Source organism: Pasteuria penetrans (assembly GCF_900538055.1).
In the GTDB taxonomy this organism is placed as follows: domain Bacteria; phylum Bacillota; class Bacilli; order Thermoactinomycetales; family Thermoactinomycetaceae; genus Pasteuria; species Pasteuria penetrans.
This window is the reverse complement of record NZ_UZAC03000001.1, coordinates 1,121,730-1,146,408: the sequence shown is the minus strand read 5'-3', so window position 1 is coordinate 1,146,408 and position 24,679 is coordinate 1,121,730. Positions and strand designations below refer to the sequence as shown.

Below are 24,679 nucleotides of genomic sequence, written 5' to 3'. Positions count from 1 at the left end.
GAGAGGGGTATTGAAGAGATATGGCAAGAGAAAAATTTGAGCGGACGAAGCGGCATGTCAATATTGGTACCATTGGTCACGTGGACCATGGTAAGACAACGTTAACAGCTGCCATTACCACCGTATTGTCGCTCAGGGGTGGGGCGCAAGCAACTGCCTATGATCAAATTGATAAGGCGCCGGAGGAACGTGCTCGTGGGATTACGATTGCAACGGCGCACGTGGAGTATGAAACGGAAAACCGTCATTATGCACACGTGGATTGTCCTGGTCATGCCGATTACGTGAAGAATATGATCACCGGGGCAGCACAGATGGACGGTGCCATTCTGGTTATTTCGGCTGCGGATGGTCCTATGCCGCAGACGCGTGAGCATATTCTATTGGCTCGGCAGGTAGGGGTGCCTCACATCGTTGTCTTTCTCAACAAGGTAGATATGGTAGATGACGAAGAGCTGGTTGAACTTGTGGAAATGGAAGCACGTGAACTGCTGTCCGAGTACGGTTTCCCCGGGGACGATATTCCTGTAGTTCGCGGATCAGCCCTAAAGGCGTTAGAGGATCCTAAGGGTAAATATGCGGAGTCCATCGTGGAACTGATGGATGCGGTCGATTCCTACATTCCAGATCCTGAGCGGGATACTGACAAGCCCTTCCTGATGCCTGTAGAGGATGTGTTCACGATTACCGGCCGTGGTACGGTGGCGACGGGTCGTGTGGAACGTGGACGTGTTGAGGTGGGAGATAAGGTCATGATTGTGGGTCTGGGTGAAACCCGTGAAACCACAGTGACGGGTTTGGAGATGTTCCGCAAGCAGCTCGATTTTTCAGAAGCGGGTGACAACGTAGGGGCTCTTCTGCGTGGGATCAGCCGCGAAGAAATCCGTCGTGGTCAGGTGCTAGCTAAGCCAGGTACGGTAAAACCGCATACCGCATTCACCGCGCAAATTTACGTACTGTCAAAAGAGGAGGGTGGTCGGCATACACCTTTCTTTTCTAAATATCGCCCTCAGTTTTATTTCCGGACTACAGACGTAACGGGCGTTGTGACTCTACCTGAGGGTACGGAAATGTGTATGCCGGGTGATAATGTGCAGATCTCGGTGGAATTGATTGACCCCATTGCTATTGAGGATGGAACCCGCTTTGCGATTCGTGAAGGTGGTCGTACGGTAGGCGCCGGTACGGTTTCCAAAGTAGAAGAGTGAATTTTTCTTGGATGCGTGAGAAGTAGAGATTGTGATATTCCGTTCTCAGAAGGGAGCGGAAGGTTTTATGTTGGACCTATCCGGCCCCCCCGTTGCTGTGGGGGAGAATCGGGGAGGGTTGGGTATGGGAAGCGGCTGGGGGAGGTGAAAGCGTGGGTACGAGTGAAAGGAAGAGAATTCGCATTCACTTGAAGGCGTATGACCATCGGATATTGGATCAGTCAGCGGGTAAGATTGTGGATACGGCGCGGCGAACATCAGCCGTTGTGAAGGGCCCCATTCCCATGCCGACCAAGCGTTCTGTGTATACCGTATTGAGGGCGGTCCATAAGTACAAGGATTCCCGTGAGCAGTTCGAAATGCGTGTTCATAAACGTTTGATTGATATTGATAATCCATCGAATCAAACCGTGGAGGCCCTGATGCGTTTGGATCTTCCATCAGGTGTCGATATTCGAATCAATCTGGGATAGGAGGGGAGGATTTTGAAGGGAATTTTGGGTCGGAAATTGGGTATGACGCAGATATTTACAGAGGGCGATGTGGTACGCCCCGTGTCTGTTATACAGGCGGGTCCCTGCGTGGTATTGCAACGCAAGGAGGAAGCTACAGATGGATATCAATCGGTGCAGTTGGGTTTTGATCCCAAGCGTTTGAAGAGGGCTACCCGACCGGAGAAGGGACACGCCAAGAAGGCGGAGGCTGCACCGCAGAAACTCATTCGTGAGATCCGCGCTATGGATACGGCCCCTTACCAATTGGGGGATGAGGTCACTGTTTCCATGTTCTCTGTTGGTGAGTTTGTAGATGTTACGGGTACCTCCAAAGGTAAGGGGTTTTCTGGTACCATCAAGCGTTATGGCCACTCGCGGGGACCGATGAGTCACGGTTCTAACTATCATCGTCGTCCGGGTTCGTTGGGGTCTATCGACCCGCAGCGCGTTTTCAAAGGGCAAACCCTACCGGGGAGGATGGGGGGACGTCGTGTGACCGTCCTCAATTTGGAGATCGTGGCCGTTGATGAGGACAGGAATCTGTTGGTGGTTCACGGAACGGTTCCTGGACCCAAGCGTGGTTATGTCATCGTCCGTTCCGCCATTTTGCATTCTGAAGCTTATTCCTCTTGAAAATTTTCGGCCCTGTATAGGGTTTGCGGATGAAGTTTCCCTGCATACGAGGGATCAACCGATGGATGATGGTAGAGCGATATCGTTTTCACATGAGCAAACCACGAGCAAACCAGGAGCAAATCATGTGTGGGGGTTAATCACGGATGTTTTGTAGGGTGAAGCGCTGGTTTGACGCCTTACGGCGGCCCAAAGGACCAGACCAGGGGTCCTCGTCGTCCGACCATCGTCGCGTTTTCCCTATCTTCGGGGGTATGCACAGTCACAATGGTGGTACGGGTGATTGTGGCGGTGATGGTGGTACTGGCGATTGTGGCGGTGATGGTGGTACCGGCGATTGTGGCGGTACGGGCGATTGTGGTGGTGGATGACAGGATTATGGGAAAGGGAGAGGGGGTCGAGATTTTGCTTGAGGTGCCCGTGTGTGATATGGAAGGGAAAGAGGTAGGCGTTGTTTCCCTGCCTGAGCGTGTCTTTGCTATTTCACCCCATCGATCCGTTCTACACGATGTGGTTGTACAACAGTTGGCAGCCCTACGGCGTGGAACGCATGCTGTGAAGAATCGTGCTGCGGTTCGTGGTGGTGGTAGGAAGCCCTGGCGTCAGAAGAAGACGGGACGTGCTCGTCACAGTAGCATCCGTTCCCCGTTATGGGTAGGGGGTGGCGTGACGTTCGGTCCACAACCCCGGTGTTATAACTATCGGATCAATCGTAAGGTACGTCGTTTGGCCATTCGTTCTGCCCTTTCGGCACGCGCCAAAGAGGGGAATTTGTCGGTTGTGCAGGGTTTATCCCTGGCGGAGCCCAAAACCCGGGCTATGGTGCATGTGTTAAAAAACTTGCAGATGATGGACAAAAGAAATCAATTGACCAAAGCGCGTCTGCTCGTGGTGACGGAACAGAAGCCAGGGGAGAACGAGTTACGCGCAGCCCGCAACATTCCGGGCGTTCGTGTGGTGTCTGCTGCTAATTTGAATGCACTAGATATTGTTCGTCACGAACAGATGATTTTGACAAGAGACGCGGTAAAAGTGGTGGATGAGGTGTTTGGTACATGAAATCCCCCCATGATATTTTGGTTGGTCCTGTGGTTACGGAAAAGGCAACGCTCGTTCGCGCGTTGGATAAGTACGTATTTGAGGTGGACCCGAAAGCTAACAAGGTCGAGGTTCGTAAGGCGGTAGAAGCCGTTTTTCCAGGCGTACAGGTGGCGAGTGTCAACACGCTCCGTGTTCGTGGTAAGGTGAAACGACAGGGACGCACGAGTGGACGGCGGCCCATGCGCAAAAAGGCTATTGTGACGTTGCGTGAGGGGAGTGCACCAATCACTGCTTTTGATGTATAGGAGACAATAAGCCCGAAAAGGGGCGAAGGAGAGGGGGATGTACCTCATGGGTGTTCGTTCCTATCGGCCGATGACACCGACTCGCCGCCATATGACCGTATCCACGTTTGAGGAAATCACAACATCTAAGCCGTCCAAATCATTGACGAAGCGATTGAAAAATTGCGCAGGTCGCAACAATCAGGGGCGTATTACGACACGTCATCAGGGTGGGGGACACAAACGGCGGTATCGCGTGATTGATTTCAAGCGGAATAAGGATGGGGTTCCAGGTAAGGTGGCTACCATTGAGTATGACCCCAATCGATCGGCTAGAATTGCGTTGATTCACTATGCTGATGGAGACAAACGGTATATATTGGCCCCCGTAGGTTTGGGTGTTGGTATGGGGATTGTGTCCGGCGTGGATGCGGATATTCGGGTGGGCAATGCTCTGCCCCTGTCGGCGATCCCAGCGGGGACCTTGCTTCATAACATTGAACTCAAACCTGGCAAGGGTGGACAGATAGCACGGTCAGCTGGGTCCTCGGTGCAGCTGTTGGGGAAGGAGGGTAAGTATGCAATTCTCCGTCTTACCTCAGGCGAGACGCGGTTGGTGCTAGCTACCTGTAGAGCCACAATAGGCGAGGTGGGGAATGCGGACCACGAGTTGGTCAGCATAGGTAAGGCGGGTCGTTCCCGTTGGAAGGGACGTCGACCTACTGTGCGAGGTTCGGCGATGAATCCGGTGGATCACCCACATGGTGGGGGTAACGGCAAGGCCCCGATTGGTCTCCCCTCCCCGGTAACGCCGTGGGGGAAACCGACGTTGGGCTATCGGACGCGGAAACGCGGGATTTCGGACGCCTACATCATTCGCCGACGTAAGAAACGCTAGGGTAGATAGATTGGGGGGGTGAATTGATGGGACGTAGTTTGAAGAAGGGTCCCTTTGCCGATGAGCACCTGCTCAAGAAGGTGGAGGCGATGGGCAAGAAGAAGGAGAAAAGGGTGATCAAGACGTGGTCACGCCGTTCGACGATTTTTCCGCAGTTTGTGAGTCATACCTTCGCTGTGCATGATGGACGCAAGCATGTCCCTGTGTATGTGACGGAGGATATGGTGGGTCATAAGTTGGGTGAATTTGTTCCCACGCGTTCCTTTAGGAGCCATGCGGGCGATGATCGGCGTACACGGAAACGTTAGATAGGGGGAATCGTGTTGGGCAAGCGGGGTTTGTCGCCGTTGTTACGCCGACAGTTTGAGGAAAGGCATCCCCAGGCATGGGGCGTCGCAATTTTGCGGGGCATTAGGGTACCACCACGTAAAGCGCGTTTGGTAGTTGATTTGGTGCGTGGTAAGTGGGTGGCAGAGGCAGAGGCTATCCTACGCCATACACAGCGCGGTGTTGCACCGAGGGTGTTGCATGCTTTGCGTTCGGCTGCTGCCAATGCGGAACAGTTGCACGGTTTGGGGAGGGAAGAGCTGTATGTACACAGTGTCTTCGTGGACGAGGGACCGACCATGAAGCGATTCTCACCGCGTGCGATGGGAAAGGCGGGCCGGATTCGAAAGCGTAGTAGCAATGTGACGTTGTTTGTTGTGGCTAATGAGAGGTGAGAGCGTTATATTGTGCAAATCGAGCGAATAGAGGGTGGGGGAGCGTTTGGGACAAAAGGTCCATCCAATAGGTTTCCGAATTGGTGTCAACAAGGATTGGCGGTCGCGTTGGTACGCGGGGAAGGATTATGCTAAGGTTTTACATGAGGATTTGCGGATTCGTCGTATTTTGAAGAGACGTTTGCAGGATGCAGCGGTTTCCATGATCGAGATCGAGCGTGCGGGTAACCGTGTGAATGTTATGCTGCATACGGCCAAGCCAGGCATGGTGATCGGAAAAGGTGGGGCTGAGGTCGAGTACCTGCGTAAGGGTTTGACCCGGATGACGGGCAAGCAGGTGAGGATCAATATCAATGAGATCAAGAAACCGGAATTGGATGCCTACCTAGTGGCTGCCAACGTCGCTCAGCAATTGTCGCATCGGGTAGCCTTTCGCCGTGCCATGAAGCAGTCCCTACAGCGTACCATGCGGGCGGGGGCCAAAGGTGTACGAATGCAGGTGAGCGGTCGTTTGAGTGGGGCTGATATAGCACGTACGGAAGGGTATAGTGAGGGAACGGTTCCCCTACATACGTTACGGGCCGATATCGATTATGGTTTTGCCGAGGCCCATACGACGTATGGCCGGACGGGTGTGAAGGTTTGGATCTATCGTGGCGAGATTTTGCCGTCCAAACAGAGGTCACAACGGCGAAAGGGGTCATAATGTCATGTTGATGCCTAAGCGTATCAAGCATCGTCGTCAACATCGTGGACGTATGAAGGGTTGTGCCAAGGGGGGCTCCTATGTCGCTTTTGGTGACTATGGTCTGAAGGCTATGGAGCCAAGCTGGATTACCAATCGGCAGATCGAAGCCGCGCGGATTGCAATGACCCGCCGTATCAAGCGGGAGGGGAAGGTATGGATTCGTATTTTCCCAGACAAACCCGTGACCCAAAAGCCGCTCGAAGTACGAATGGGAAGCGGAAAGGGAGCTCCTGAGAAGTGGGTGGCCGTTGTCAAGCCCGGGCGCATTTTGTTTGAACTTTCGGGTGTGGACGCTGCTATGGCAAAGGAGGCAATGCGGCTGGCCGAGATGAAGCTGCCAATCAAGGCGAAATTTGTGCAGCGGGAAGAGAGTCGTGGTGGAGGATGAAAAAGGGTGCAAAGAGGCTGGAGGAGATGGAGGAATTGGGTGGGTTGCCTACTCCGGATCTCGAACAGTGCGTACGGGATTGTAAGGAGGAGTTGTTCAATTTACGCTTCCAAAAGAAGCTGAATAAACTCGAGGACACTTCGAGGATTCGCAGGGTAAGAATAAGGATGGCACGTTGCAAGACATTGTTGCGGGCCCGTGAGCTTACCATGGAAGGGGGCGGGGGCTTTGATCAAGGAAAGAGCAGTTCGTCGTAAGGTTCGGACGGGTCGTGTCGTGAGTGATAAAATGATGAAAACGGTCGTTGTGGCGATCGAGTCCTACAAAGCTCACCCGGTTTACAAAAAGCGTATCCGCCGTACGGAAAAGTATCATGTTCATGATGAAAAGAATGAGGCAAAAATGGGTGATACAGTTTTCATCATGGAAACAAGGCCTTTGTCCAAAAAGAAGCGCTGGCGTTTGGTACAGATTATCGGAAGAGGATCCCTCAGTGAGGGGGCCATGGGTAAACCTCTCAGATGAGGAGGATGGGGGTATGATTCAGGTTCAGACGCGGTTGCGTGTGGCAGACAATTCTGGTGCTAAGGAGGTTATGTGTATACGGATTCTTGGCAATGCACCCTCCAGTGCGGCCGGTGTGGGTGACCTCATTGTGGCTGCTGTCAAACAGGCCATTCCTGGCGCGGCCGTGAGGAAGGGCGACGTGGTCCGTTGCGTGATTGTGCGCACGGTACGACCCACGCAACGTCCCGATGGTTCGTATATTCGTTTCGATGAGAATGCAGCAGTTGTCATTAAGGACGACGATCAGAGTCCGCGTGGAACCAGGATCTTTGGCCCTGTGGCTAGGGAGTTGCGTGATCGTGATTTCATGAAGATTCTCTCGTTGGCCCCGGAGGTCCTTTAGGCACGTTGTCAGTGAGACATTCGAGAAGGGAGTGCTGTGGATGCTGCAGAAGCGCGGGCGAAAGGTAGAGCGGCCCGTTCCCAACCAATTCCCTATTCGGGCGGGGGATAAGGTGCTTGTGGTCCGTGGGGGGCGAACGAGTAGAGATGGTAGTAAGACGGATAAGGACCGCCCAGAGGTTGCCCATGGTAAGAAGGTATACAAGGGCGGTATAGTGAAAGAGGTACTGCGCAGGCAGAATCGTGTCATTGTTACGGGTCGGAATATCATAAAAAAGCATGTAGGTGCGAATCGTGACCCCCAGAATCGGAGGGGTGGAATTTTGGAAATGGAGGGTTCGATTCATATATCGAATGTTATGCTGGAGGATCCGAAGACAGGGGAGCCGACGCGTGTGGGTTACCGGTTTGTGGAGGATCGAGATGGCAAGCGTCGTAAGGAGCGCTATGCGAAACGCTCGGGTGAGTTGATACCCGATCGCAAGCCTCATAAGAAGTGAGAGTAGGTAGCAAGAGTGTAGGGGGGGGTTTTATGGCTGATGTGTCCCGGTTGCAAGAACGCTTTGAGGCCAAGGTGAAGGACGCATTGATGCGTCGTTTTCAGTACACCTCGCCTATGCAGGTGCCTCGTTTGCAAAAGATTGTCGTCAATGTCGGTGTGGGTGAGGCCACTCAGAATCCTAAGGCTATTGAGAACGCTGTACAGGACGTTACTACGATCACGGGACAAAAGCCTGTGATCACGCGTGCGAGGCGTTCTGTGGCTGGTTTCAAGCTTCGTGAGGGGATGCCCATTGGTGTAAAGGTAACGTTGCGTGGGCAGTATAGAGACCATTTTTTTGATCGTTTGGTTCATATTGCCCTGCCCCGTGTGCGTGATTTTCGCGGTTTGCCTGTGCGTTCATTTGATGGACACGGGAATTATTCCTTGGGGCTGAAGGAGCAATTGATTTTTCCCGAGGTTGATTATGATTCTATTGATAAGATTCGTGGTATGGATGTAATCATTGTAACAACTGCCACAAACGACGAAGAGGCACATGCTCTATTGTCGTTGTTGGGTATGCCATTCCGAAACGATAAAAGGGTTTCTGCAGCTTCCTAGGGATGCGGTAGTTGGGAGCGAGGAGGAGGAAGGGGGAAAGGTATTGGCAAAGAAGTCCTTGATTGTTAAGTCTCGGCGAAAGCCAAAATTCGCGGTGCAGGGGTATACACGGTGCAGCTTTTGTGGTCGGCCGCGCTCCGTTTCCCGCAAATTTGGCCTTTGTCGTGTACATTTGCGAGAGTTCGCACATCTGGGGCAAATTCCTGGTTTGCGTAAATCAAGTTGGTAAAGCTTTTTGGGGTTGGTTGTAATCAAGTAAGGAAGGGGGGCATGGACTTTGGGGATGACGGATCCTATTGCTGATATGTTGACGCGTATACGTAATGCCAATATGGTACGGCGTGAAAGTGTGGAATTACCTTCGTCGCGTCTGAAGCGATCAATCGCAAGTGTATTGAAACAGGAGGGTTTCATTCGCGATATTGAGTATATTGAGGATGGAAAGCAGGGGGTCTTGCGAATTTTCCTCAAGTATGGTCAGAGGAATGAGAGGGTGATTTCGGGTCTGAAGCGTATCAGTATGCCTGGTTCACGTGTTTACGCGAAGGCATTCGAGATTCCGCGTGTTTTACGTGGTTTGGGGATCGCGATTCTCTCCACCAATCAGGGGGTTATGACGGATCGAGATGCCCGGAAACGTAATGTAGGTGGCGAGGTGTTGGCTTGTATATGGTAACAGGGGAGGGATGGTGGTACGATGTCTCGCGTTGGTCGCAAACCCATACCCGTTCCTAGTGGTGTTGCGGTGACTATTGAGGGTCATTCCATTAGGGTGCAGGGCGGAAAGGGTAAGCTTGTCTTTGCATACCATCCTGAGATTGGGATCCGTCAAGAGGATGGTATGCTTTGGGTAGAGTGTACGGGTGAACGACGGCAGTTGCGTGCTATGCATGGCACAACGCGTAGTTTGGTAGCCAATATGGTGCAGGGCGTGTCTGTTGGTTTTACACGTACGCTCGATTTAGTAGGGGTTGGTTATCGTGCATCCAAAAAGGGCACAAAGTTGCAACTGAATGTTGGGTACTCCCATCCTGTGGATATCGAACCGGAACCGGGGATTGAGTTTGAGGTTCCGTCGAACACGCAGGTGGTGGTCAAGGGAATTGATAAGAATCGTGTGGGTGAGATGGCTGCGCTGATTCGTTCGGTTCGTAGGCCGGAGCCTTATAAGGGTAAGGGAATTCGCTACGTGGACGAATATGTGCGTCGCAAAGAGGGTAAGACAGGTAAGAAATAGCAACGGGATCGAAGATCCATCTTTGGGGGTGATTCTTTTTGCAGGAAGGGAGCCGTAATGTACGGCGCAAGCGGCGCCATTTGCGTGTGCGTAAGAAGGTAGTTGGCACAGCAGCGAGACCACGGCTTTGTGTTTTTCGTTCTTCTAAGAATATGTATGCACAGCTGATCAATGATGAGGCGGGTCATACCCTGGCAGCGGCTTCTACCCTGGAGGCGGCGGGTGGAGGCTCGTCTGCTACGGTGGAGGCGGCGCGTGAGGTAGGTAAGAGGTTGGCAGAACGTGCAACTGCTAGGGGGCTCACAGCTGCTGTTTTTGATCGCGGTGGGTATCAGTACCATGGACGGGTAAGAGCTATTGCTGAGGGAGCCCGGGAGGGGGGACTTGATTTTTGAGTGCTATGGAAAAGCCGCGCCGTCGTAGAGAGTCTGTATCGTCTGAGTTTGAGGAGAAAGTAGTGGACATTCGTCGTGTGGCTAAGGTTGTGAAGGGTGGACGTCGTTTCGGGTTCAGTGCCACTGTGGTGATTGGTGATCGTAAGGGTCGTGTGGGCTACGGGATCGGGAAGGCATTAGAGGTGCCGGAGGCGATTCGTAAGGCCATTGAGGCGGCCAAGAAGAATCTGATCACGATTCCCCTACGGAAGGGAACGGTTCCCCATGAGGTGGATGGTTGCTTTTGCGCCGCACGGGTGATGATCAAGCCGGCTTCGCCGGGTACGGGGCTTAAGGCGGGCGGTGCGGTTCGGCACATTATGGCGGTGGCCGGGGTGACGGATGTGATTACGAAATCCTATCGTTCAACGAATCCTATCAACACGGTGCGGGCGACTATGGAGGGTTTGAGGTCCATGAAGCGTCCACAGGATGTGGCACGCTTACGTGGTAAGAGTCTTTCCGATCTGATAGGTCCGGGAGCGAGTGAATAATAGGTATCAAGGGTGGAAGTCAGGGGGTTGGTGAAGTTGGCTGATGAGAACAGGGGAAAATTGCGCATTACGCTGCGTCGTAGCATGATTGGGCGGCCAGAGCGTCAGCGCCGTGTGCTGGCAGCCCTTGGGCTCCGGAAAATGGGTAGTACTGTGGTGCGTCCCGACGATGCTTCTGTACGTGGTATGGTGGCTAAGGTAGGGCATCTGGTTCATGTAGATCCCTTGTCCGATGGAGGATGAGGGTTGGTTTGTAGGTTCAGAGGGGGAGGTGTAGTCAATCATGGTAAGGCTGCATGAGCTTCAACCGGCGCCCGGCGCCCGTCGAAAGCCCAAGAGGGTGGGACGCGGTAAGGCAGCGGGGCAAGGAAAATTTGCTGGACGCGGGATGAAGGGGCAGAATTCTCGTTCCGGGGGTGGGGTACGGCCCGGTTTTGAGGGTGGACAAAACCCCTTGTATCGGCGGTTGCCCAAGCGTGGGTTTACCAATCCTTTTCGAACAGAGTATGCTATAGTCAATGTGAGTAGTTTGCAGTCCCTGGCGGAGGAAGGTGTTCAGGAAATTACGCCGCAGCTGTTGCACGAGCGTAGGATTGTGCGCAAGTTGCATAGAGCGGGGTTGCGGGTCCTGGGGGATGGTGAATTGACCAAGATGGTGAAGGTTCAGGCTCATTACTTTTCCGGGGCTGCTAGAAGGAAAATTGAGGCTGCAGGTGGAGTTGCGGTGGATTTGACCGCTGATAAGGGCGAATGATTGATAGTTTACGCAATATTTATAGGATCCGCGACCTACGGGATCGCATTTTGTTTACACTGCTCATGATTGTCGTTTTTCGGATTGGGGCCCATATTCCGGTGCCCTATCTAGATCTCGCCACGGTGGCTAAACAGGTGAATAGCGGGGGGATTTTTGATTTCCTCAATGCCTTTTCCGGTGGGGCGCTGGGGAGGAGTTCTGTCTTTACATTGACGGTTGCGCCTTACATAACGGCGTCGATCGTGGTACAGATGTTATCTATGGATGTTGTCCCTGCGTTCACACGCTGGATGAAGGAGGGGGAGTCAGGGCGTCGTAAGATGAATAAGGTAACCCGCTACCTTACCGCAGGTTTTGCCGTGATTCAAGGTTACACGGCCCTGAGTGCGCTGAGGATGTCTGCGGGGGGGGCCAGCCTCCTTAAGGAGACAGGGTTCTGGCCCTATTTGTTGGTCATGGTTACCCTAGTGGTAGGAACAATCTTTCTGATGTGGATAGGGGAACAAATTTCAGAACACGGGATCAGCAATGGAATTTCCATCCTTATTTTTGCGGGAATCGTTGCTAGTTTGCCCGGGCTTGTGAGTCAAATGAAGGATGCCTTCTTCAGCGAAGAACAGAGGGAAGCGGTGTTGGTTGGGGGTCTCAAGGCTGGTCTGATCGCACTCATTCTGCTGTTGGTCGTAGTTTCGGTCATCTATATCCAGGAAGGGGTACGCCGTATTCCCGTGCAGTATACCAAGCGGGTGGTAGGGCGTAGGATGTATGGTGGTCGTTCCACTCATATTCCATTGAAGGTCAATACAGCAGGTGTTGTTCCTGTTATCTTGGCGGTGGCGCTATTTTTTATCCCCCAGACGATTGTCAAGGTGCTGGGTGGTGAGCGGAGTCCCTTCTGGAGTTCCGTTCTTCGTATGACCAACCCGCATGATCTAGGTTTTGGTATGCTGATCAGCGTTCTATTGATTACCTTGTTTACCTTTTTCTATGCCTATATGACGTTGAATCCACCTCAACTGGCTGAGCAGATGAAGAAAAATGGTGGTTTCATCCCGGGTGTGAGGCCTGGGAAGGCAACGGAGCAATACGTTTCGAGGATTTTGACTCGTTTGACGATGTCAGGGGCGCTCTTCCTGTCTGCGATTTTCATTTTGCCATCTATCTCTGCGTTTGCGTTGGGTTTGCCTCCCGGAGTGGGATTGAGCGGTACGTCGCTGTTGATTGTTGTAGGGGTGGCGTTAGAGGTAATGAAGACCGTACAGAATCAGTTGGTTCGCCGTAATTACAGGGGTTTTTTATGATCAAAGTGCGTCTACCGGTAATAGGGTAGGCGTGTGTGCACCTCCCGCCGTGCATATGCATAGTACCGAGACTATGCGATATTTGTGGGTACGTATTGGTTGCGAAGGGGGGATGGTTACAGGAGGGGTGACGGTTTGGATATTGTTTTGTTGGGTTTACCGGGTGCGGGAAAGGGTACGCAGGCTTCCCGCATGGCAGCTGTTTTGCATACAACGCATGTTGCGACAGGCGATCTCTTCCGGCAGGCATCGCGGGCGGAGACGCCGTTAGGAAATGAGGCAAGGGCCTACATGGAACGAGGCTGGTTGGTTCCCGATCGGGTTACGGTGGCTTTGGTGGAGGAACGTTTGGATGATCATGATTGTGCACAGGGTTGTGTGTTAGACGGTTTTCCTCGTACGGTGGCGCAGGCTCACGAGTTGGATCGGGTTTTGCGTGAGCGAGGGCGTCATGTGGAAGCGGTTGTTTTCCTGAAAGTGTCACGTGATGTTTTGTTGGGCCGACTAGCGGGGCGCTTTCTCTGTCGTCGTTGTGGTGCTTCGTATCATTCAGAACTGGCTCCTCCTCCCCATCCGGACGCATGTAGTTGTGGGGGACCCCTTTATCAGAGACAGGACGATCGAGAAGAGACGGTTTTGGAGCGTTTGCGTATCAATAAGGCTGAAATGGATTTGTTGCTTGCTTACTATGATGAGCGGGGGCTGTTGTGTGAGGTAGATGGGCATCGTCCCATTGAGGCTGTGACAGCAGCCGTTTTGAGTGCCGTGCGGTCGAGAGCCTCATGATCATTCTCAAATCGGCCGAAGATCTGGATCTGATGCGTCAGGCTGGGGCTATCGTTGCGGCCACACATGCCCATGTGGTGTCCCACATCCGACCTGGTAGTACCACCGGCCAATTGGATTCCATAGCGGAGGAATATATACGATCCGTGGGTGCGGTACCTTCCTTCAAGGGTTATAATGGTTTCCCAGCTAGCACGTGCATTTGTGTCAACGATGAGTTGGTACATGGTATACCCGGTAGGCGTGTTCTCCAGGAAGGTGATCTACTGACGATAGACATAGGTGCCTGTTATCGAGGTTTCCATGGTGATTCCGCCTGGACCTATCCGGTAGGCAAGATCGATCCCGTAGCGCAACGTTTGCTCGACGTTACGGAACAATCGTTGATGGCAGGACTTGCGGTGGCAGTTCCGGGTAATCACGTGGGGGATATTGGTGTGGCGGTCCAGGGTGTGGTAGAAGATGCGAACATGGCGGTGGTTTTGGAGTATGCCGGCCATGGTATTGGTAGATCGTTACACGAGAGTCCGAACGTTCCGAACGTGGGTTCGCCTGGTGAGGGTCCATTGTTGCGGCCAGGTATGGTGATTGCGATTGAGCCTATGGTCAACCTAGGTAGTCGATATGTTTATACCCATGCGGATGGTTGGACTGTGTCGACGGTGGATGGTGAGTGGTGTGCCCATTTTGAGCACACGGTAGCTATTACAACCGAGGGAAGCGAGATTTTGACACAGAGGGGGCCTGGGTGTGTCCAAGAAGGACGTGGTTGAAGTGGAGGGGGTTGTGAAGACATTCCCCCGCGATGCCAAATGTGAAGTGGAATTGCGCAATGGGCACATCATTACGGTGGCTATATCAGACAAGATTCGCATGAATTGCATTCGGGTTTTGCCGGGCGATCATGTTACCGTGCAGCTCTCCCCATACGATCTTAAACGATGGTTGGACTGTGGCGACGGTGGACGGCGAATGGCGTGCCCATTTTGAGCACACGGTAGCTATTACAACCGAGGGAAGCGAGATTTTGACACAGAGGGGGCCTGAGTGTGTCCAAAAAGGACGTGATTGAAGTGGAGGGGGTTGTGAAGACATCCCTCCGCGATGCCAAATTTGAGGTGGAGTTGCGCAATGGGCACCTCATTACGGCGGATATATCAGGCAAGATTCGCATGAATTACATTCGGATTTTGCCGGGCGATCGTGTTACCGTGCAGCTCTCCCCATACGATCTTGAACGGGGGCGGATTACGTATCGCTATAAATAGGCGTACGAAGGGTACGCTGGGGGGGTTAGGGAGCAACTATGAAGGTTCGTCCTTCTGTCAAGAAAATTTGCGAGAAGTGTAAAACCATTCGCCGCAAAAATGTGACACGTGTAATTTGCGTGGATCCTAAACACAAACAGAGGCAGGGTTAGGGTGTACTGATTTCATGTAGGCTTCTATGGAGAGGGGGGAAATGGATGGCAAGGATCGAGGGTATCGACCTACCTCGTGATAAACGGGTGGGGATCGCCCTGACCTATATTTTTGGTATAGGTCGGTCCGTAGCTCAGCGTGTCATTAGTGTTACAGGTGTAGATCCGAATACCCGTGTTCGTGATCTCTCTGAGGATGACATTGCCAAGTTACGTGCCTACATCACGAAGAATTGTATCGTAGAGGGGGATCTGCGCCGCGATACAGCCCTGCAGATCAAGCGTCTAGTGGAGATTGGCTGTTATCGCGGGGTACGTCATCGCCGTGGTTTACCCGTGCGGGGACAGAGTACTAAGACGAATGCACGAACGAGGAAAGGGCCGCGGCGTACCGTGGCTAACAAGAAAAAGTAGTGATAGGTATTGGGGAGAAACAGCGTGAGGGGGTGAGGGAATATGGTAGTAAAACGTCGCGTTGGCGGACGTGGGGGACGGCGTGTCATCAAGAAACATATTGAATCGGGGGTTGTGCACATCCACTCCACATTCAACAATACCATCATCACCGTAACAGACCCACAGGGGAATTCTATTGCTTGGGCTAGTGCAGGGGTGATGGGTTTCAAGGGATCTCGCAAGAGTACGCCCTTTGCTGCTCAGATGGCAGCCGACCGTGCGGCCAAAACGGCTATGGAGCACGGGATGCGTTCGGTAGAGGTCATGGTGAAGGGTCCGGGTGCAGGTCGCGAGGCGGCCATTCGTTCTTTACAGGCAGCTGGTTTAGAGGTTGTGCTGATCAAGGACATGACACCGATTCCACACAATGGTTGTCGTCCACCCAAGCGTCGCCGTGTCTAAAGGGGGATGTGTGTGGGGTTTTGGATGAGAGGGTCCCACGTTCCAAGTGTGGGGCGGGTTGATCGGAGACCTTCGCGTGGGTTCACAACTGGGGGCGTGCTGTGTAGGTAGCTTGATGGGTGCGTCCACGGGTTGGGGGTCTAACCTTAGGATTGTCATTCCTTCAAGATCCCTGCCCGATCGCTCGTTTCATGGGCATCGGGATGTAGTTGGAGGCGGGGAGGTTACGTGGGGCGTATGGCAAGTCGGATGATTGAGATTGAGAAACCTAAGATTGAGGCTGTCGATCTGAGTGAGGATCACCGGTACGGTAAGTTCGTGATTGAGCCCCTGGAGAGGGGTTATGGAACCACCTTGGGGAACTCATTACGCCGGATCCTTATGTCCTCTCTTCCCGGTGCGGCTGTCCATTCTGTGCAAATCGATGGTGTGTTGCACGAGTTTTCCACCATACCCGGTGTGGTAGAGGATACGGCGCAAATTATCCTGCAAATCAAGCGTTTAGTGCTTAAGATCCATAGCGAAAATGAAGTCACCCTGGTTATCGATAAATCGGGTCCTGGCATGGTGACAGCGGATGATATCTCGTCCGATGATGATGTGGAAGTTCTCAACCCCTCTCTTGTTCTGGCAACGTTGTCGGAGGATGCTGAGTTGAATATCCGTATGACGGCCAATCGGGGTCGTGGATATATGGCAGCGGACCGTAACAAGCGGGAAGGGAAGCCCATTGGGGTCATTCCTATCGATGCCATTTATACACCGGTGGAACGTGTCAATTATCATGTCGAGAATACGCGTGTGGGCCAGGTGACGAACTATGACAAACTGACCCTGGAGGTGTGGTCGGACGGTAGTTTATCCCCAGATGAGGCGGTGAGTCTCGGGGCTAAGATACTCAATGAGCACCTTATGTTATTTGTGGGTCTGACGGAGAACGCGCAGCGTACGGAAATCATGGTAGAGAAGGAAGAAGATGAGGCTGGCAAGGTTCTAGAGATGACGATTGAAGAGTTAGACTTATCGGTTCGTTCGTATAATTGTTTGAAACGGGCAGGGATCAATACGGTGTTGGAGTTGACACAAAAGACTCGGGCCGATATGATGCGTGTTCGTAATATGGGTAGCAAGTCCCTGGGTGAGATTGAGGAACGATTGATTGAGTTAGGGCATGGTTTGCGGCCGGATTGAGGGGGATTTTCTAGGAAAGGGAGAGAGGGGGTAGGTATATGGGTCACTCCCGTTTTAAACGTTCCACCGGTCCCCGTAAGGCAATGTTGCGTGATCTCGTGACGGATGTGATTTTGCATCGTAGGATCAAAACGACAGAGGCAAAGGCGCGGGCGGTTCAACCGATTGTCGAGAAAATGATTTCCCTTGCCAAACGTGGTGATTTGCATGCTAGGCGCCGGGCAGCTGCTTTTGTTTATAAGAGGCGTTCGATTACGGAATTTAAGGAAGGTAGCAGGGTACCCAAGCAACAATGGCAGACCCATGAGCGCCACGTGGATGCTGTGAGGATCTTGTTCGATGAGGTGGGGCCACAATATGAGGATCGCAAGGGTGGTTATTCCCGTGTGACCCGGATTAGGCCGCGCCGTGGTGATGGTGCCATGTTGGCCTATCTCGAGCTGGTATAGGGTATCCCCTTGGTAGTGGGGATGCGTTGTATCCGTTTGTGGACTGCCTATGATGGAACAGATTTTGCCGGTTTTCAGGTACAGCCTGCGCAACGGACCGTTCAGGGGGTTCTACAGGGGACTTTAGAAGGGCTAGTACAGCACACGGTTTCATTGCAATCCTCGGGGCGAACGGATGCGGGGGTTCATGCGCGGGGCCAGATCTGTCATTTTATGACGGGTTCCCCCATTCCGCCTTCCCACTATGCAATGATCCTGCGGAGGTCGTTGCCCCCCGATGTGGTGGTGCGTGGTAGTTGTCAAGTTCCGAACCATTTTCATTCCCGTTTTGATGCGCGGTGGAAGTGGTATCGCTATCTTGTGACGATGCAAACCTATCCTCTGCCACAAGTGTATCGTTTTGCTGCCTGTCTACCCCTTTCGGTTGATGAGATGGCTATGCGGGTGGCAGCTCTCCATATGAAGGGTGAGCACGATTTTACTGCCTTTTGCGCATCCTCTTCATCCGGTTCTAGTCGGATACGGGTAATTTATGCATGTCGTGTGCGTTATCAGCCCCCCATTTGGCAGGTAGATGTTGTAGGGAATGGATTTTTGCATCGAATGGTTCGCATCCTCGTTGGTACGCTTTACTATGTGGGGCTTGGTCGAATAGCTCCGGAGGACATAACATCCATCCTACGACAGAGGGAACGTTGTGGGGCGGGTCCCACGCTACCGGCGCGGGGTCTCTGTCTGATGAAGGTGGGTTACCGACCCTGGTTTTCCTTGTAATGGTGCTTGCTGCAAGGGCAAGTTTGCCCGGGGGTGTTGACCTGTTCTGTGGGTATTTGCTTGGAAGGGAGGTTTCATTTATGCAGACTCAGAAAACGTATGTAGACCAGTGGGGAAAGACGGAACGTAGCTGGTATGTTATGGATCTGGCGGGAAGGCGTTTAGGACGAGCCGCTTCTGAGATTGCTGCCGTTTTGCGGGGGAAGCACAAGCCCACATTTACACCCCACGTGGACGGTGGTGATTTTGTCATTGTTGTCAATGCCGATAAGGTACAGTTGACGGGTGACAAATGGGTGAAGAAGATATACCATCGACATTCTGGTTATCCTGGGGGCCTGAAGTCGATAGCGGCTGGGAAATTACGGATGAGTCGTCCCGAGCGTATGGTTGAGATCGCCGTCCGAGGGATGTTGCCCAAAACAACATTGGGTCGGAATCAATTCAAAAAAATGAAGGTATATGCGGGTTCTCGACATCCTCATGAGGCTCAGCAGCCAAAGGATTGGTCAGTACACGGAGGTGAGGTAACTGGATGATAGGGTCATCATCACGACAATTGTATGGAACAGGACGTCGTAAGGAGTCTGTAGCACGGGTTCATCTCCGTCCTGGAAGTGGAAAGATGATTGTCAATGGTCGTCCTATGGAGGAATATTTTGGTTTGCCCATTTTGCGTGCGATTGTGAGACAGCCGCTCGTTTTGGCAAACCGGGAAGGAGTATTTGATATCCTTGTCAATGTGAAGGGCGGTGGATTCACGGGGCAGGCTGGTGCCATTCGCCATGGTGTGTCGCGGGCACTTCTGCAGGCAGAGGGTGATCTTCGTCCAGTTTTAAAGAAGTCAGGCTACCTGACAAGAGACCCAAGGATGAAGGAACGGAAAAAGTATGGATTGAAGGCAGCACGGCGTGCACCTCAGTTTTCCAAGCGGTAACGATGCATCTTTTTATATAATTTTTACCATGGGTGGTTTCCACCCATGTTTTTTTTTGTTCTTTGGATGGGCACAAGTAATAAACCGGTCTCCTGATGGAACATCCCTGCATAGGGTACAGTTGAGAACACAGTTTCGTGATGGTATGGGTAGCGGGATATGGATACGATGGGTTAGATGGTTTAATTTTTATCCTAGTATATTTCATTTATTGATTCGGGTTTCCTGTTTTTGAGGCCTGGATATGCCCCCTCCTGTGTATAGTACCCCTACTATCATACTATGCAAATAAAAAAATAATTAATAAGGGGAAACAATAGTATGGAAAATAAGGAAAATAAATTAGATGAAATTATATATAAATTATTACAATTTATTCCCCCGGGTTCTGCGGGACCCTCCGGTATTGTCTTCGGGCAAACGGGAACAACGGGGGTAACAGGTTCGACAGGTTCAACAGGGGCAACGGGGGTAACAGGTTCGACAGGGTTGACGGGAACAACGGGGATCACAGGTTCGACAGGTTCGACAGGGTTGACGGGAACAACGGGGATCACAGGTTCGACAGGTTCGACAGGGTTGACGGGAACAACGGGGATCACAGGTTCAACAGGTTCGACAGGGTTGACGGGAACAACGGGGATCACAGGTTCGACAGGTTCGACGGGTTCGACAGGGTTGACGGGAACAACGGGGGTCACAGGTTCAACAGGAGCGACAGGGGTAACGGGAGCAACGGCCCTCGCATCACCAGTGGCTGCTGCGCAATTTGATTTTTCTAGTTCAACAGTCCTTGCCGGAGGTTCTCTTTCCATTACCAGCGTGGTACAGCAACAGGGCTCAGCAATTAGTGTTGGTAATACCCCTACAACTGTCATTTCCTTAGCCCCGAGTACGCTCTATGAATTGCATATTGCTTTTGCCGTATCCCTACTGGGTGGTTCCGTTTCATGCAATCTCAATGGTTCTAGTGTGGTTGTATGGGGATCGGGGCAGCTACAACAAATGTTAGGATTTACTCTGATACAGACACCCTCGGGGGGGAATAGTACCCTGACCTTCCCGGTTACAGTATCTAGCGTGTCTGGGGAAAGGGTTATGATCACAGTGGTTCCTTCATAGGGATCTCTCTTTTGGGGTTGTGATTAGGGAATGGGAAAATCAATGATCTTAATGTATAATAATTTTATTTTAAATTATGTTTTTATCAATAATATTTTATTATAATTATTCAATAATTACTATGGTAGAGAAAATTTGTAGAACTACAATAGTAGGGTTTCTCTTCCCCCCCATCCTACATAGTAGTGTGTGGGCACCGAGCGGGAACGAGGAGGTGTGTTCATACCAAAGGGAATAGTGATATGAATAATGTAAATAAAATAAAAAACCTGTCCTTGGTGGACAGGTTTTAACGTTCTGTGGATTCTGTGTAGAAGAATTGGGATGCAAATCCATGGGAACTTCCGTATTCATATGCGTAAAGGTCTGGAGATCCATCGAAGGAAGCCAAAAGTCCGTGTGGGTCAACCAGCTACTTGTTTTGCGATTTGCGAGGGGGATTGACTTTAATTTGTCTAATAAGTTAAAATTTTATGTATGGTTTATTCTTTCCTCGGGGCAAGGTGAGATTTGATCTTGACTGATACCGACTAGATTTTTGACTCGAGTCCCCTGTCCCTTGGTAGGATGTCCAGATCCTAGTGTGTAAAGGGTGGTTGAGTTTAATGTTTAGCAAAGGTACCCGTATTAGAAAGACTATCATCACTTTTGCATGTTTTTCTGTTATGATGGGTTCGTTTACAGCAAATGTTGGGCAGGTGTCTGCCGCGGGAGAAACTATGGATATAGGATCTATGACAAGGGAAAATCATCTGGAAGACGTCTTGTCAGGTTCTGAACGGCCCTTTACCGGTATGTCTGAAGAGAATCCGGGAGAAAAAACACATAAGCGTTCCAAGCGATTGGTTCCCTTACTTCTTGTAGGAGCAGCAGTTACTCTCTGGGTCGCCGGTTGTGAGGGTGAGGTAGAGAAGAAAAATCCAGATGGTTCGTCCGTAAAGTACCATGGCCGTGGTGAGATCCAAACCTAGAGACCTCCGAAGAGGGTAGTTCCCAAGCAAAGAAGGGAGGCTGCCAACGTAGTTGTATGGAATTTTTAGGAATGGAGCTGCTATCGTTACTTCGATAGTGGCTCCATGGTTTTTTATTGCTTTCCGGGTCCGTGGCATGGATGGTTTCCGCATCATTTTTCGGAGTTATGCATTTCAAGGGAAAAGATCACTTTGTCCTAGGTCCTCTGCGAATGAACGTCCTTGTTGTGCTGCTGAAAACGCTGCGTTTTGTATGATCACCATGGTTTCTCTGGGTTGATTCATTTCTATGCAGTTTATATATCGTTGTTCAGGGCTGATATGTTTCTTTGTAGTGTAAATGATCCATGTGAACACTATTTTTTATGATTCAGAGGACTGCTAGGATTAGGGACCATTGCATTTTTATCATTTCTCTGGGGTCTAGAGACCCGAGATTGAAAAGAGGCTAATTTCAGGAAAACCATACAGGAATAAGGAGGTTTGATCATGTCTTTGATCATGTCTAAGTATATTACAATAAATCTTTTAGTAAGAATGTTGCTTGAGACGTTACTTGTTCTATTTGTTGTAAGATTCGATCGTGTTTACTATCAGCATACGGTAGTGTTGAAAAATAGTTCTCGTCGGGAATTACTCCAGAGATGGGGTAGGATGGCGGACGTTTTCTTAGTGGTATTGTATGGTGTTTGGACAGTATACTATGCATTCAAATTTATGCCCGTTATCAAGAAATGGTTATCACTTGAACATTTTTTCTATTTACCCGTACCGGAGCAGTTTTCTCTCTGTGGCCTCCTTATTTTGTACTCTTTGTTGGGTGTATTTTTTGTGTGGCCCGCGTTTCGATCGTACATACTGTCCCAATTACAACTTGATCCCCAGCGATACCTTCATCGCATCCTGGTATGGTGGATGTTTTCCTGTTTCATTGATCTTATATTCGTAAAGTTTTCCCGTCCCAATATCGCGTATGAATACTTGGATTGGATTGAGGATGGTCAGGGTGTATGGCTTATACATTGTCAAGAAATATTGCTTGTTGTATTGGCTATAGGTGGTGGTGTTACTCGTAACTGGAAGGAAATGCTAGTTCGACTAGGACTGAACAGGAAACCCACAGTCATAGATTTGGGGTGGGCTTGGGTTTCCAAGACGGGATGTGATTTTTTACAATCAACTATACATAAATTTTTATTTTTATATTCATTTTTACCTGAATCTAGCGATCCCCCGCTTCCATCGTTGGATTGGCCGGCTCTTATGGCAGTAACCCTTGCACCGGCGATTGGGGAAGAGTTGTTCTTTCGGGGCGCCCTTCAGCCACGTGTGGGTATTTGGATTACCAGTATTCTGTTTACCCTAGTACATGCGCAGTATGATTGGTACGGTCTTCTTATTATTTTTTTGGGATCACTATTACTTGGATGGATTGCACATCGTTATTCTATATGGTTGTCTATAGGATTTCATATGTACAATAATTTCATGGTTTCTTTTTCATAATGATCATGGTATTGAACTGAGAGTGTGTCCAGTAAGCTGTATAAGCGATGAAGGTTGTAAGTGGCCCTTCGGGGCCGGTTGATAGGCAGCAGGCTTCCAACCACCTAACAATGCTGGTGTGGAAACACCCCGGTGGTGAGCGGTTCAGGAAAAGGCAGGGCTAGAATCCCCGTCAGGTAGGGATTAGGGAGCTCAACGAGAGTGAACCGTTCAAGGACGCATCGAAAGGAACAGTCCATGTCAAAACCGAGGTGTGTCTTGGCACATTGGGAGAAGTCACGAAAGATAACCCACTCCAGTAGGGGGAAGGAAATAGGAAAATACGTGGGGCCAGGTATGGAACTGCATGAGGTAGCGGGGGGGTCCAATCCCATATTGAGGGACTCTGGGTGAACTACTATGGTGTCTTTGACCCCTCATATCTCAGGAAAGATCTACGGTACTTCGGAACAATTTCATGTAATCTCAATGGTTTTAGTGTGGTTGTATGGGGATCGGGGCAGCTACAACAAATGTTAGGATTCACTCTGATACAGACACCTTCGGGGGGAATAGTACTCTGACTTTTCCGATTACAGTATCTAGCGTGTCCGGCTGGGAAAAGGGTTCCTTTGTCCCTAGGTTCCCCGTGAATGAACGGCTTTGTTGTGCTGCTGAAAATGTTGCGTTTTGTATGATCACTACGGGTCATCTGAGTTGATTCATTTCTATGTAGTTTTATATATAGTTGTTTGGGGCTGGGTGCGTTTCTTTGTAGCGTAAGGGATCTATGTGAACACCCTTCTTTTATGATTCAGGGGACCGCGAGGGCTAAGGACCATTGCATTTTTTACCGTTTTTTATTCTTTGGGGGTCTAGAGACCCGAGATTGAAAAGAGGCTAATTTTAGGAAAACCATACAGGAATAGGGAGGTTTGATCATGTCTAAGTATATTACAATAGATCTTTTAGTAAGAATGTTGCTTGAGACGTTACTTGTTCTATTTGTTGTAAGATTCGATCGTGTTTACTATCAGCATATGATAGTGTTGAAAAATAGTTCTCGTCGGGAATTACTCCAGAAATGGGGTGGGATGGCGGACGTTTTCTTAGTGGTACTGTATGGTGTTTGGATGGTATACCATTCTTTAAAATTTATACCTGTTATTGAAAAATGGTCATCACCTGCACATTTTTTCTATTTATCAGCACCAGAGCAGTTTGCTCTCTATGGTCTCATGATTCTGTACTTATCGTTGGGTATATTTTTTGTGTGGCCCGCGTTTCGATCGTATATACTATCCCAATTACGACTTGATCCCCGGCGATACCTTTATCGCATCTTGGTATGGTGGGTGTTTTCCCGTTTTATTAATTTTATATTCGCGAAGTTCTTTCATCCTAATACCTCGTATGAATATTTGGATTGGATTGAGGATATTCAGTCTATATGGCTTATAAATTGTCAAGAGATATTGCTTGTTGTGTTGGCCATAGGTGGTGGTGTTACTCGTAACTGGAAGGAAATGCTAGTTCGACTAGGACTGAACAGGAAACCCACAGTCATAGATTTTGGATGGGCTTGGGTTTCTAAGACGGGATGTGATTTTTTACAATCAACTATACATAAATTTTTATTTTTATATTTATTTTTACCTGAATCTAGCGATCCCCTGCCTTCGCCGTTGGATTGGTCGGCTCTTATGGCAGTAACCATTGCACCGGCGATTGGGGAAGAGTTGTTCTTTCGGGGTGCTCTTCAGCCACGTGTGGGTATTTGGGTTACCAGTATTCTGTTCACCCTGGTACATACGCAGTATGATTGGTACGGTCTTCTTATTATTTTTTTGAATTCACTATTATTTGGATGGATTGCACACCGTTATTCCATATGGTTGTCTATAGGATTTCACATGTACAATAATTTCATAGTTTTTTCGTAATGATCATGGTATTGAACTGAGAGTGTGTCCAGTAAGCTGTACAAGCGATGAAGGTTGTAAGTGGCCCTTCGGGGCCGGTTGATAGGCAGC

Annotated in this window: 42 protein-coding genes; all 42 read left to right on the top strand. The window is 50.5% G+C overall.

Going from position 1 to position 24,679, the window contains the following annotated elements; genetic code table 11:
* The first annotated feature begins 20 nt into the window (after positions 1-20).
* The 42 genes from tuf to PPRES148_RS04530 all read left to right on the top strand — a co-directional run bounded on the left by tuf (position 21) and on the right by PPRES148_RS04530 (position 24,589).
* Positions 21-1,208: an elongation factor Tu gene (gene tuf, locus PPRES148_RS04735; protein ID WP_149453471.1), complete on the top strand. Its 1,188-nt coding sequence runs from the start codon at positions 21-23 to the stop codon at positions 1,206-1,208.
* Positions 1,209-1,360: 152 nt separating this feature from the next.
* Entirely contained in the window at positions 1,361-1,681 is a 321-nt protein-coding gene (rpsJ, locus tag PPRES148_RS04730) for a 30S ribosomal protein S10 (RefSeq protein ID WP_149453470.1), read from the top strand.
* A gap of 9 nt (positions 1,682-1,690) precedes the next feature.
* Entirely contained in the window at positions 1,691-2,335 is a 645-nt protein-coding gene (gene rplC, locus PPRES148_RS04725) for a 50S ribosomal protein L3 (RefSeq protein WP_149453469.1), read from the top strand.
* Positions 2,336-2,481: 146 nt separating this feature from the next.
* A complete protein-coding gene (locus PPRES148_RS04720; protein WP_149453468.1) occupies positions 2,482-2,706 on the top strand; it encodes a hypothetical protein in 225 nt (74 codons plus the stop codon).
* Positions 2,707-2,740: 34 nt separating this feature from the next.
* The gene (gene rplD, locus PPRES148_RS04715) at positions 2,741-3,394 is read left to right on the top strand and encodes a 50S ribosomal protein L4 (RefSeq protein WP_149454238.1); all 654 of its coding nucleotides are present in this window, start codon (positions 2,741-2,743) and stop codon (positions 3,392-3,394) included.
* A complete protein-coding gene (gene rplW / locus PPRES148_RS04710; RefSeq protein WP_149453467.1) occupies positions 3,391-3,681 on the top strand; it encodes a 50S ribosomal protein L23 in 291 nt (96 codons plus the stop codon). The genes rplD and rplW overlap by 4 nt, the downstream gene beginning before the upstream one ends.
* Positions 3,682-3,727: 46 nt before the next feature.
* A complete protein-coding gene (gene rplB, locus PPRES148_RS04705; RefSeq protein WP_149453466.1) occupies positions 3,728-4,558 on the top strand; it encodes a 50S ribosomal protein L2 in 831 nt (276 codons plus the stop codon).
* 26 nt (positions 4,559-4,584) lie between these two features.
* On the top strand, positions 4,585-4,866 hold the full coding sequence (gene rpsS / locus PPRES148_RS04700) for a 30S ribosomal protein S19 (RefSeq protein ID WP_149453465.1): 282 nt from the start codon (positions 4,585-4,587) through the stop codon (positions 4,864-4,866).
* Positions 4,867-4,905: 39 nt separating this feature from the next.
* Complete coding sequence (rplV, locus tag PPRES148_RS04695; RefSeq protein WP_149454237.1) at positions 4,906-5,280, top strand: 50S ribosomal protein L22; 375 nt, start codon at positions 4,906-4,908, stop codon at positions 5,278-5,280.
* A gap of 46 nt (positions 5,281-5,326) precedes the next feature.
* Positions 5,327-5,986, top strand: coding sequence for a 30S ribosomal protein S3 (gene rpsC, locus PPRES148_RS04690; protein ID WP_149453464.1), 660 nt, complete (start codon positions 5,327-5,329; stop codon positions 5,984-5,986).
* Positions 5,987-5,990: 4 nt separating this feature from the next.
* Positions 5,991-6,416 carry a 50S ribosomal protein L16 gene (gene rplP / locus PPRES148_RS04685; protein WP_149453463.1) on the top strand — a complete coding sequence of 142 codons (426 nt, stop codon included), beginning with the start codon at positions 5,991-5,993 and terminating at the stop codon, positions 6,414-6,416.
* 26 nt (positions 6,417-6,442) lie between these two features.
* Positions 6,443-6,673, top strand: a complete 231-nt coding sequence (rpmC, locus tag PPRES148_RS04680; RefSeq protein ID WP_149454236.1) for a 50S ribosomal protein L29 — start codon at positions 6,443-6,445, stop codon at positions 6,671-6,673.
* Positions 6,648-6,941, top strand: a complete 294-nt coding sequence (gene rpsQ, locus PPRES148_RS04675; protein WP_149454235.1) for a 30S ribosomal protein S17 — start codon at positions 6,648-6,650, stop codon at positions 6,939-6,941. Before rpmC ends, rpsQ begins: the two co-directional genes overlap by 26 nt.
* A 13-nt stretch (positions 6,942-6,954) precedes the next feature.
* Positions 6,955-7,326, top strand: coding sequence for a 50S ribosomal protein L14 (gene rplN / locus PPRES148_RS04670; protein ID WP_149453462.1), 372 nt, complete (start codon positions 6,955-6,957; stop codon positions 7,324-7,326).
* 40 nt (positions 7,327-7,366) lie between these two features.
* Entirely contained in the window at positions 7,367-7,825 is a 459-nt protein-coding gene (gene rplX / locus PPRES148_RS04665) for a 50S ribosomal protein L24 (RefSeq protein ID WP_149453461.1), read from the top strand.
* Positions 7,826-7,866: 41 nt separating this feature from the next.
* A complete protein-coding gene (gene rplE / locus PPRES148_RS04660; RefSeq protein WP_149454234.1) occupies positions 7,867-8,430 on the top strand; it encodes a 50S ribosomal protein L5 in 564 nt (187 codons plus the stop codon).
* 43 nt (positions 8,431-8,473) lie between these two features.
* Complete coding sequence (locus PPRES148_RS04655) at positions 8,474-8,659, top strand: type Z 30S ribosomal protein S14 (protein ID WP_149453460.1); 186 nt, start codon at positions 8,474-8,476, stop codon at positions 8,657-8,659.
* 48 nt (positions 8,660-8,707) lie between these two features.
* Entirely contained in the window at positions 8,708-9,106 is a 399-nt protein-coding gene (gene rpsH / locus PPRES148_RS04650; RefSeq protein ID WP_149453459.1) for a 30S ribosomal protein S8, read from the top strand.
* Between the two features lie 21 nt (positions 9,107-9,127).
* Entirely contained in the window at positions 9,128-9,667 is a 540-nt protein-coding gene (gene rplF / locus PPRES148_RS04645) for a 50S ribosomal protein L6 (RefSeq protein WP_149453458.1), read from the top strand.
* A gap of 38 nt (positions 9,668-9,705) precedes the next feature.
* Positions 9,706-10,062, top strand: coding sequence for a 50S ribosomal protein L18 (rplR, locus tag PPRES148_RS04640; RefSeq protein ID WP_149453457.1), 357 nt, complete (start codon positions 9,706-9,708; stop codon positions 10,060-10,062).
* A 5-nt stretch (positions 10,063-10,067) separates the two neighbouring features.
* On the top strand, positions 10,068-10,595 hold the full coding sequence (gene rpsE / locus PPRES148_RS04635; protein WP_149454233.1) for a 30S ribosomal protein S5: 528 nt from the start codon (positions 10,068-10,070) through the stop codon (positions 10,593-10,595).
* Between the two features lie 30 nt (positions 10,596-10,625).
* Entirely contained in the window at positions 10,626-10,838 is a 213-nt protein-coding gene (rpmD, locus tag PPRES148_RS04630; RefSeq protein ID WP_425468259.1) for a 50S ribosomal protein L30, read from the top strand.
* A 40-nt stretch (positions 10,839-10,878) separates the two neighbouring features.
* Positions 10,879-11,349, top strand: coding sequence for a 50S ribosomal protein L15 (rplO, locus tag PPRES148_RS04625; RefSeq protein ID WP_149453456.1), 471 nt, complete (start codon positions 10,879-10,881; stop codon positions 11,347-11,349).
* The gene (secY, locus tag PPRES148_RS04620; protein WP_149453455.1) at positions 11,346-12,653 is read left to right on the top strand and encodes a preprotein translocase subunit SecY; all 1,308 of its coding nucleotides are present in this window, start codon (positions 11,346-11,348) and stop codon (positions 12,651-12,653) included. The genes rplO and secY overlap by 4 nt, the downstream gene beginning before the upstream one ends.
* 135 nt (positions 12,654-12,788) lie before the next feature.
* A complete protein-coding gene (locus tag PPRES148_RS04615; RefSeq protein WP_149453454.1) occupies positions 12,789-13,439 on the top strand; it encodes an adenylate kinase in 651 nt (216 codons plus the stop codon).
* A complete protein-coding gene (gene map, locus PPRES148_RS04610) occupies positions 13,436-14,212 on the top strand; it encodes a type I methionyl aminopeptidase (RefSeq protein WP_149453453.1) in 777 nt (258 codons plus the stop codon). The genes PPRES148_RS04615 and map overlap by 4 nt, the downstream gene beginning before the upstream one ends.
* Positions 14,190-14,429, top strand: coding sequence for a translation initiation factor IF-1 (gene infA / locus PPRES148_RS04605; RefSeq protein WP_149453452.1), 240 nt, complete (start codon positions 14,190-14,192; stop codon positions 14,427-14,429). The genes map and infA (PPRES148_RS04605) overlap by 23 nt, the downstream gene beginning before the upstream one ends.
* Positions 14,430-14,488: 59 nt before the next feature.
* Positions 14,489-14,707 carry a translation initiation factor IF-1 gene (infA, locus tag PPRES148_RS04600; protein ID WP_149453451.1) on the top strand — a complete coding sequence of 73 codons (219 nt, stop codon included), beginning with the start codon at positions 14,489-14,491 and terminating at the stop codon, positions 14,705-14,707.
* Between the two features lie 38 nt (positions 14,708-14,745).
* Positions 14,746-14,859 carry a 50S ribosomal protein L36 gene (gene rpmJ, locus PPRES148_RS04595; RefSeq protein ID WP_149453450.1) on the top strand — a complete coding sequence of 38 codons (114 nt, stop codon included), beginning with the start codon at positions 14,746-14,748 and terminating at the stop codon, positions 14,857-14,859.
* Between the two features lie 45 nt (positions 14,860-14,904).
* Positions 14,905-15,273 carry a 30S ribosomal protein S13 gene (gene rpsM / locus PPRES148_RS04590; RefSeq protein ID WP_149453449.1) on the top strand — a complete coding sequence of 123 codons (369 nt, stop codon included), beginning with the start codon at positions 14,905-14,907 and terminating at the stop codon, positions 15,271-15,273.
* A 42-nt stretch (positions 15,274-15,315) separates the two neighbouring features.
* Positions 15,316-15,717 carry a 30S ribosomal protein S11 gene (rpsK, locus tag PPRES148_RS04585; protein ID WP_149453448.1) on the top strand — a complete coding sequence of 134 codons (402 nt, stop codon included), beginning with the start codon at positions 15,316-15,318 and terminating at the stop codon, positions 15,715-15,717.
* A gap of 46 nt (positions 15,718-15,763) precedes the next feature.
* Positions 15,764-15,970, top strand: coding sequence for a hypothetical protein (locus PPRES148_RS04580; RefSeq protein ID WP_187820603.1), 207 nt, complete (start codon positions 15,764-15,766; stop codon positions 15,968-15,970).
* Complete coding sequence (locus PPRES148_RS04575; protein ID WP_149454231.1) at positions 15,967-16,908, top strand: DNA-directed RNA polymerase subunit alpha; 942 nt, start codon at positions 15,967-15,969, stop codon at positions 16,906-16,908. Before PPRES148_RS04580 ends, PPRES148_RS04575 begins: the two co-directional genes overlap by 4 nt.
* A gap of 38 nt (positions 16,909-16,946) precedes the next feature.
* A complete protein-coding gene (gene rplQ / locus PPRES148_RS04570) occupies positions 16,947-17,357 on the top strand; it encodes a 50S ribosomal protein L17 (RefSeq protein ID WP_149453446.1) in 411 nt (136 codons plus the stop codon).
* Positions 17,358-17,378: 21 nt separating this feature from the next.
* Complete coding sequence (gene truA / locus PPRES148_RS04565; RefSeq protein ID WP_246142952.1) at positions 17,379-18,131, top strand: tRNA pseudouridine(38-40) synthase TruA; 753 nt, start codon at positions 17,379-17,381, stop codon at positions 18,129-18,131.
* Between the two features lie 80 nt (positions 18,132-18,211).
* Complete coding sequence (gene rplM, locus PPRES148_RS04560; protein WP_149453444.1) at positions 18,212-18,670, top strand: 50S ribosomal protein L13; 459 nt, start codon at positions 18,212-18,214, stop codon at positions 18,668-18,670.
* A complete protein-coding gene (gene rpsI / locus PPRES148_RS04555) occupies positions 18,667-19,068 on the top strand; it encodes a 30S ribosomal protein S9 (RefSeq protein ID WP_149453443.1) in 402 nt (133 codons plus the stop codon). The genes rplM and rpsI overlap by 4 nt, the downstream gene beginning before the upstream one ends.
* Positions 19,069-19,389: 321 nt before the next feature.
* Positions 19,390-20,190 carry a hypothetical protein gene (locus tag PPRES148_RS12535; RefSeq protein WP_246142899.1) on the top strand — a complete coding sequence of 267 codons (801 nt, stop codon included), beginning with the start codon at positions 19,390-19,392 and terminating at the stop codon, positions 20,188-20,190.
* A gap of 605 nt (positions 20,191-20,795) precedes the next feature.
* Positions 20,796-21,161 (top strand): hypothetical protein, encoded by a 366-nt coding sequence (locus PPRES148_RS04545; RefSeq protein WP_149453442.1) that lies wholly within the window; start codon positions 20,796-20,798, stop codon positions 21,159-21,161.
* 52 nt (positions 21,162-21,213) lie between these two features.
* The gene (locus PPRES148_RS04540; protein ID WP_149453441.1) at positions 21,214-21,441 is read left to right on the top strand and encodes a hypothetical protein; all 228 of its coding nucleotides are present in this window, start codon (positions 21,214-21,216) and stop codon (positions 21,439-21,441) included.
* A 209-nt stretch (positions 21,442-21,650) separates the two neighbouring features.
* The gene (locus PPRES148_RS04535; RefSeq protein ID WP_149453440.1) at positions 21,651-22,667 is read left to right on the top strand and encodes a CPBP family intramembrane glutamic endopeptidase; all 1,017 of its coding nucleotides are present in this window, start codon (positions 21,651-21,653) and stop codon (positions 22,665-22,667) included.
* Positions 22,668-23,587: 920 nt separating this feature from the next.
* Positions 23,588-24,589, top strand: coding sequence for a CPBP family intramembrane glutamic endopeptidase (locus PPRES148_RS04530; RefSeq protein ID WP_149453439.1), 1,002 nt, complete (start codon positions 23,588-23,590; stop codon positions 24,587-24,589).
* The last annotated feature ends 90 nt before the right edge of the window (positions 24,590-24,679 follow it).

Coding starts and splice junctions, on each gene's coding strand:
- tuf (WP_149453471.1), top strand. CDS start 21: ATGGCAAGAGAAAAATTTGAGCGGACGAAGCGGCATGTCAATATTGGT.
- PPRES148_RS04720 (WP_149453468.1), top strand. CDS start 2,482: ATGTTTTGTAGGGTGAAGCGCTGGTTTGACGCCTTACGGCGGCCCAAA.
- rplW (WP_149453467.1), top strand. CDS start 3,391: ATGAAATCCCCCCATGATATTTTGGTTGGTCCTGTGGTTACGGAAAAG.
- rplB (WP_149453466.1), top strand. CDS start 3,728: ATGGGTGTTCGTTCCTATCGGCCGATGACACCGACTCGCCGCCATATG.
- rpsS (WP_149453465.1), top strand. CDS start 4,585: ATGGGACGTAGTTTGAAGAAGGGTCCCTTTGCCGATGAGCACCTGCTC.
- rplP (WP_149453463.1), top strand. CDS start 5,991: ATGTTGATGCCTAAGCGTATCAAGCATCGTCGTCAACATCGTGGACGT.
- rpmC (WP_149454236.1), top strand. CDS start 6,443: ATGGAGGAATTGGGTGGGTTGCCTACTCCGGATCTCGAACAGTGCGTA.
- rplN (WP_149453462.1), top strand. CDS start 6,955: ATGATTCAGGTTCAGACGCGGTTGCGTGTGGCAGACAATTCTGGTGCT.
- rplX (WP_149453461.1), top strand. CDS start 7,367: ATGCTGCAGAAGCGCGGGCGAAAGGTAGAGCGGCCCGTTCCCAACCAA.
- rplF (WP_149453458.1), top strand. CDS start 9,128: ATGTCTCGCGTTGGTCGCAAACCCATACCCGTTCCTAGTGGTGTTGCG.
- rpsE (WP_149454233.1), top strand. CDS start 10,068: ATGGAAAAGCCGCGCCGTCGTAGAGAGTCTGTATCGTCTGAGTTTGAG.
- rplO (WP_149453456.1), top strand. CDS start 10,879: ATGGTAAGGCTGCATGAGCTTCAACCGGCGCCCGGCGCCCGTCGAAAG.
- secY (WP_149453455.1), top strand. CDS start 11,346: ATGATTGATAGTTTACGCAATATTTATAGGATCCGCGACCTACGGGAT.
- map (WP_149453453.1), top strand. CDS start 13,436: ATGATCATTCTCAAATCGGCCGAAGATCTGGATCTGATGCGTCAGGCT.
- rpmJ (WP_149453450.1), top strand. CDS start 14,746: ATGAAGGTTCGTCCTTCTGTCAAGAAAATTTGCGAGAAGTGTAAAACC.
- rpsM (WP_149453449.1), top strand. CDS start 14,905: ATGGCAAGGATCGAGGGTATCGACCTACCTCGTGATAAACGGGTGGGG.
- rpsK (WP_149453448.1), top strand. CDS start 15,316: ATGGTAGTAAAACGTCGCGTTGGCGGACGTGGGGGACGGCGTGTCATC.
- PPRES148_RS04575 (WP_149454231.1), top strand. CDS start 15,967: ATGATTGAGATTGAGAAACCTAAGATTGAGGCTGTCGATCTGAGTGAG.
- rplQ (WP_149453446.1), top strand. CDS start 16,947: ATGGGTCACTCCCGTTTTAAACGTTCCACCGGTCCCCGTAAGGCAATG.
- truA (WP_246142952.1), top strand. CDS start 17,379: ATGCGTTGTATCCGTTTGTGGACTGCCTATGATGGAACAGATTTTGCC.
- rplM (WP_149453444.1), top strand. CDS start 18,212: ATGCAGACTCAGAAAACGTATGTAGACCAGTGGGGAAAGACGGAACGT.
- rpsI (WP_149453443.1), top strand. CDS start 18,667: ATGATAGGGTCATCATCACGACAATTGTATGGAACAGGACGTCGTAAG.
- PPRES148_RS12535 (WP_246142899.1), top strand. CDS start 19,390: ATGGAAAATAAGGAAAATAAATTAGATGAAATTATATATAAATTATTA.
- PPRES148_RS04545 (WP_149453442.1), top strand. CDS start 20,796: ATGTTTAGCAAAGGTACCCGTATTAGAAAGACTATCATCACTTTTGCA.
- PPRES148_RS04535 (WP_149453440.1), top strand. CDS start 21,651: ATGTCTTTGATCATGTCTAAGTATATTACAATAAATCTTTTAGTAAGA.
- PPRES148_RS04530 (WP_149453439.1), top strand. CDS start 23,588: ATGTCTAAGTATATTACAATAGATCTTTTAGTAAGAATGTTGCTTGAG.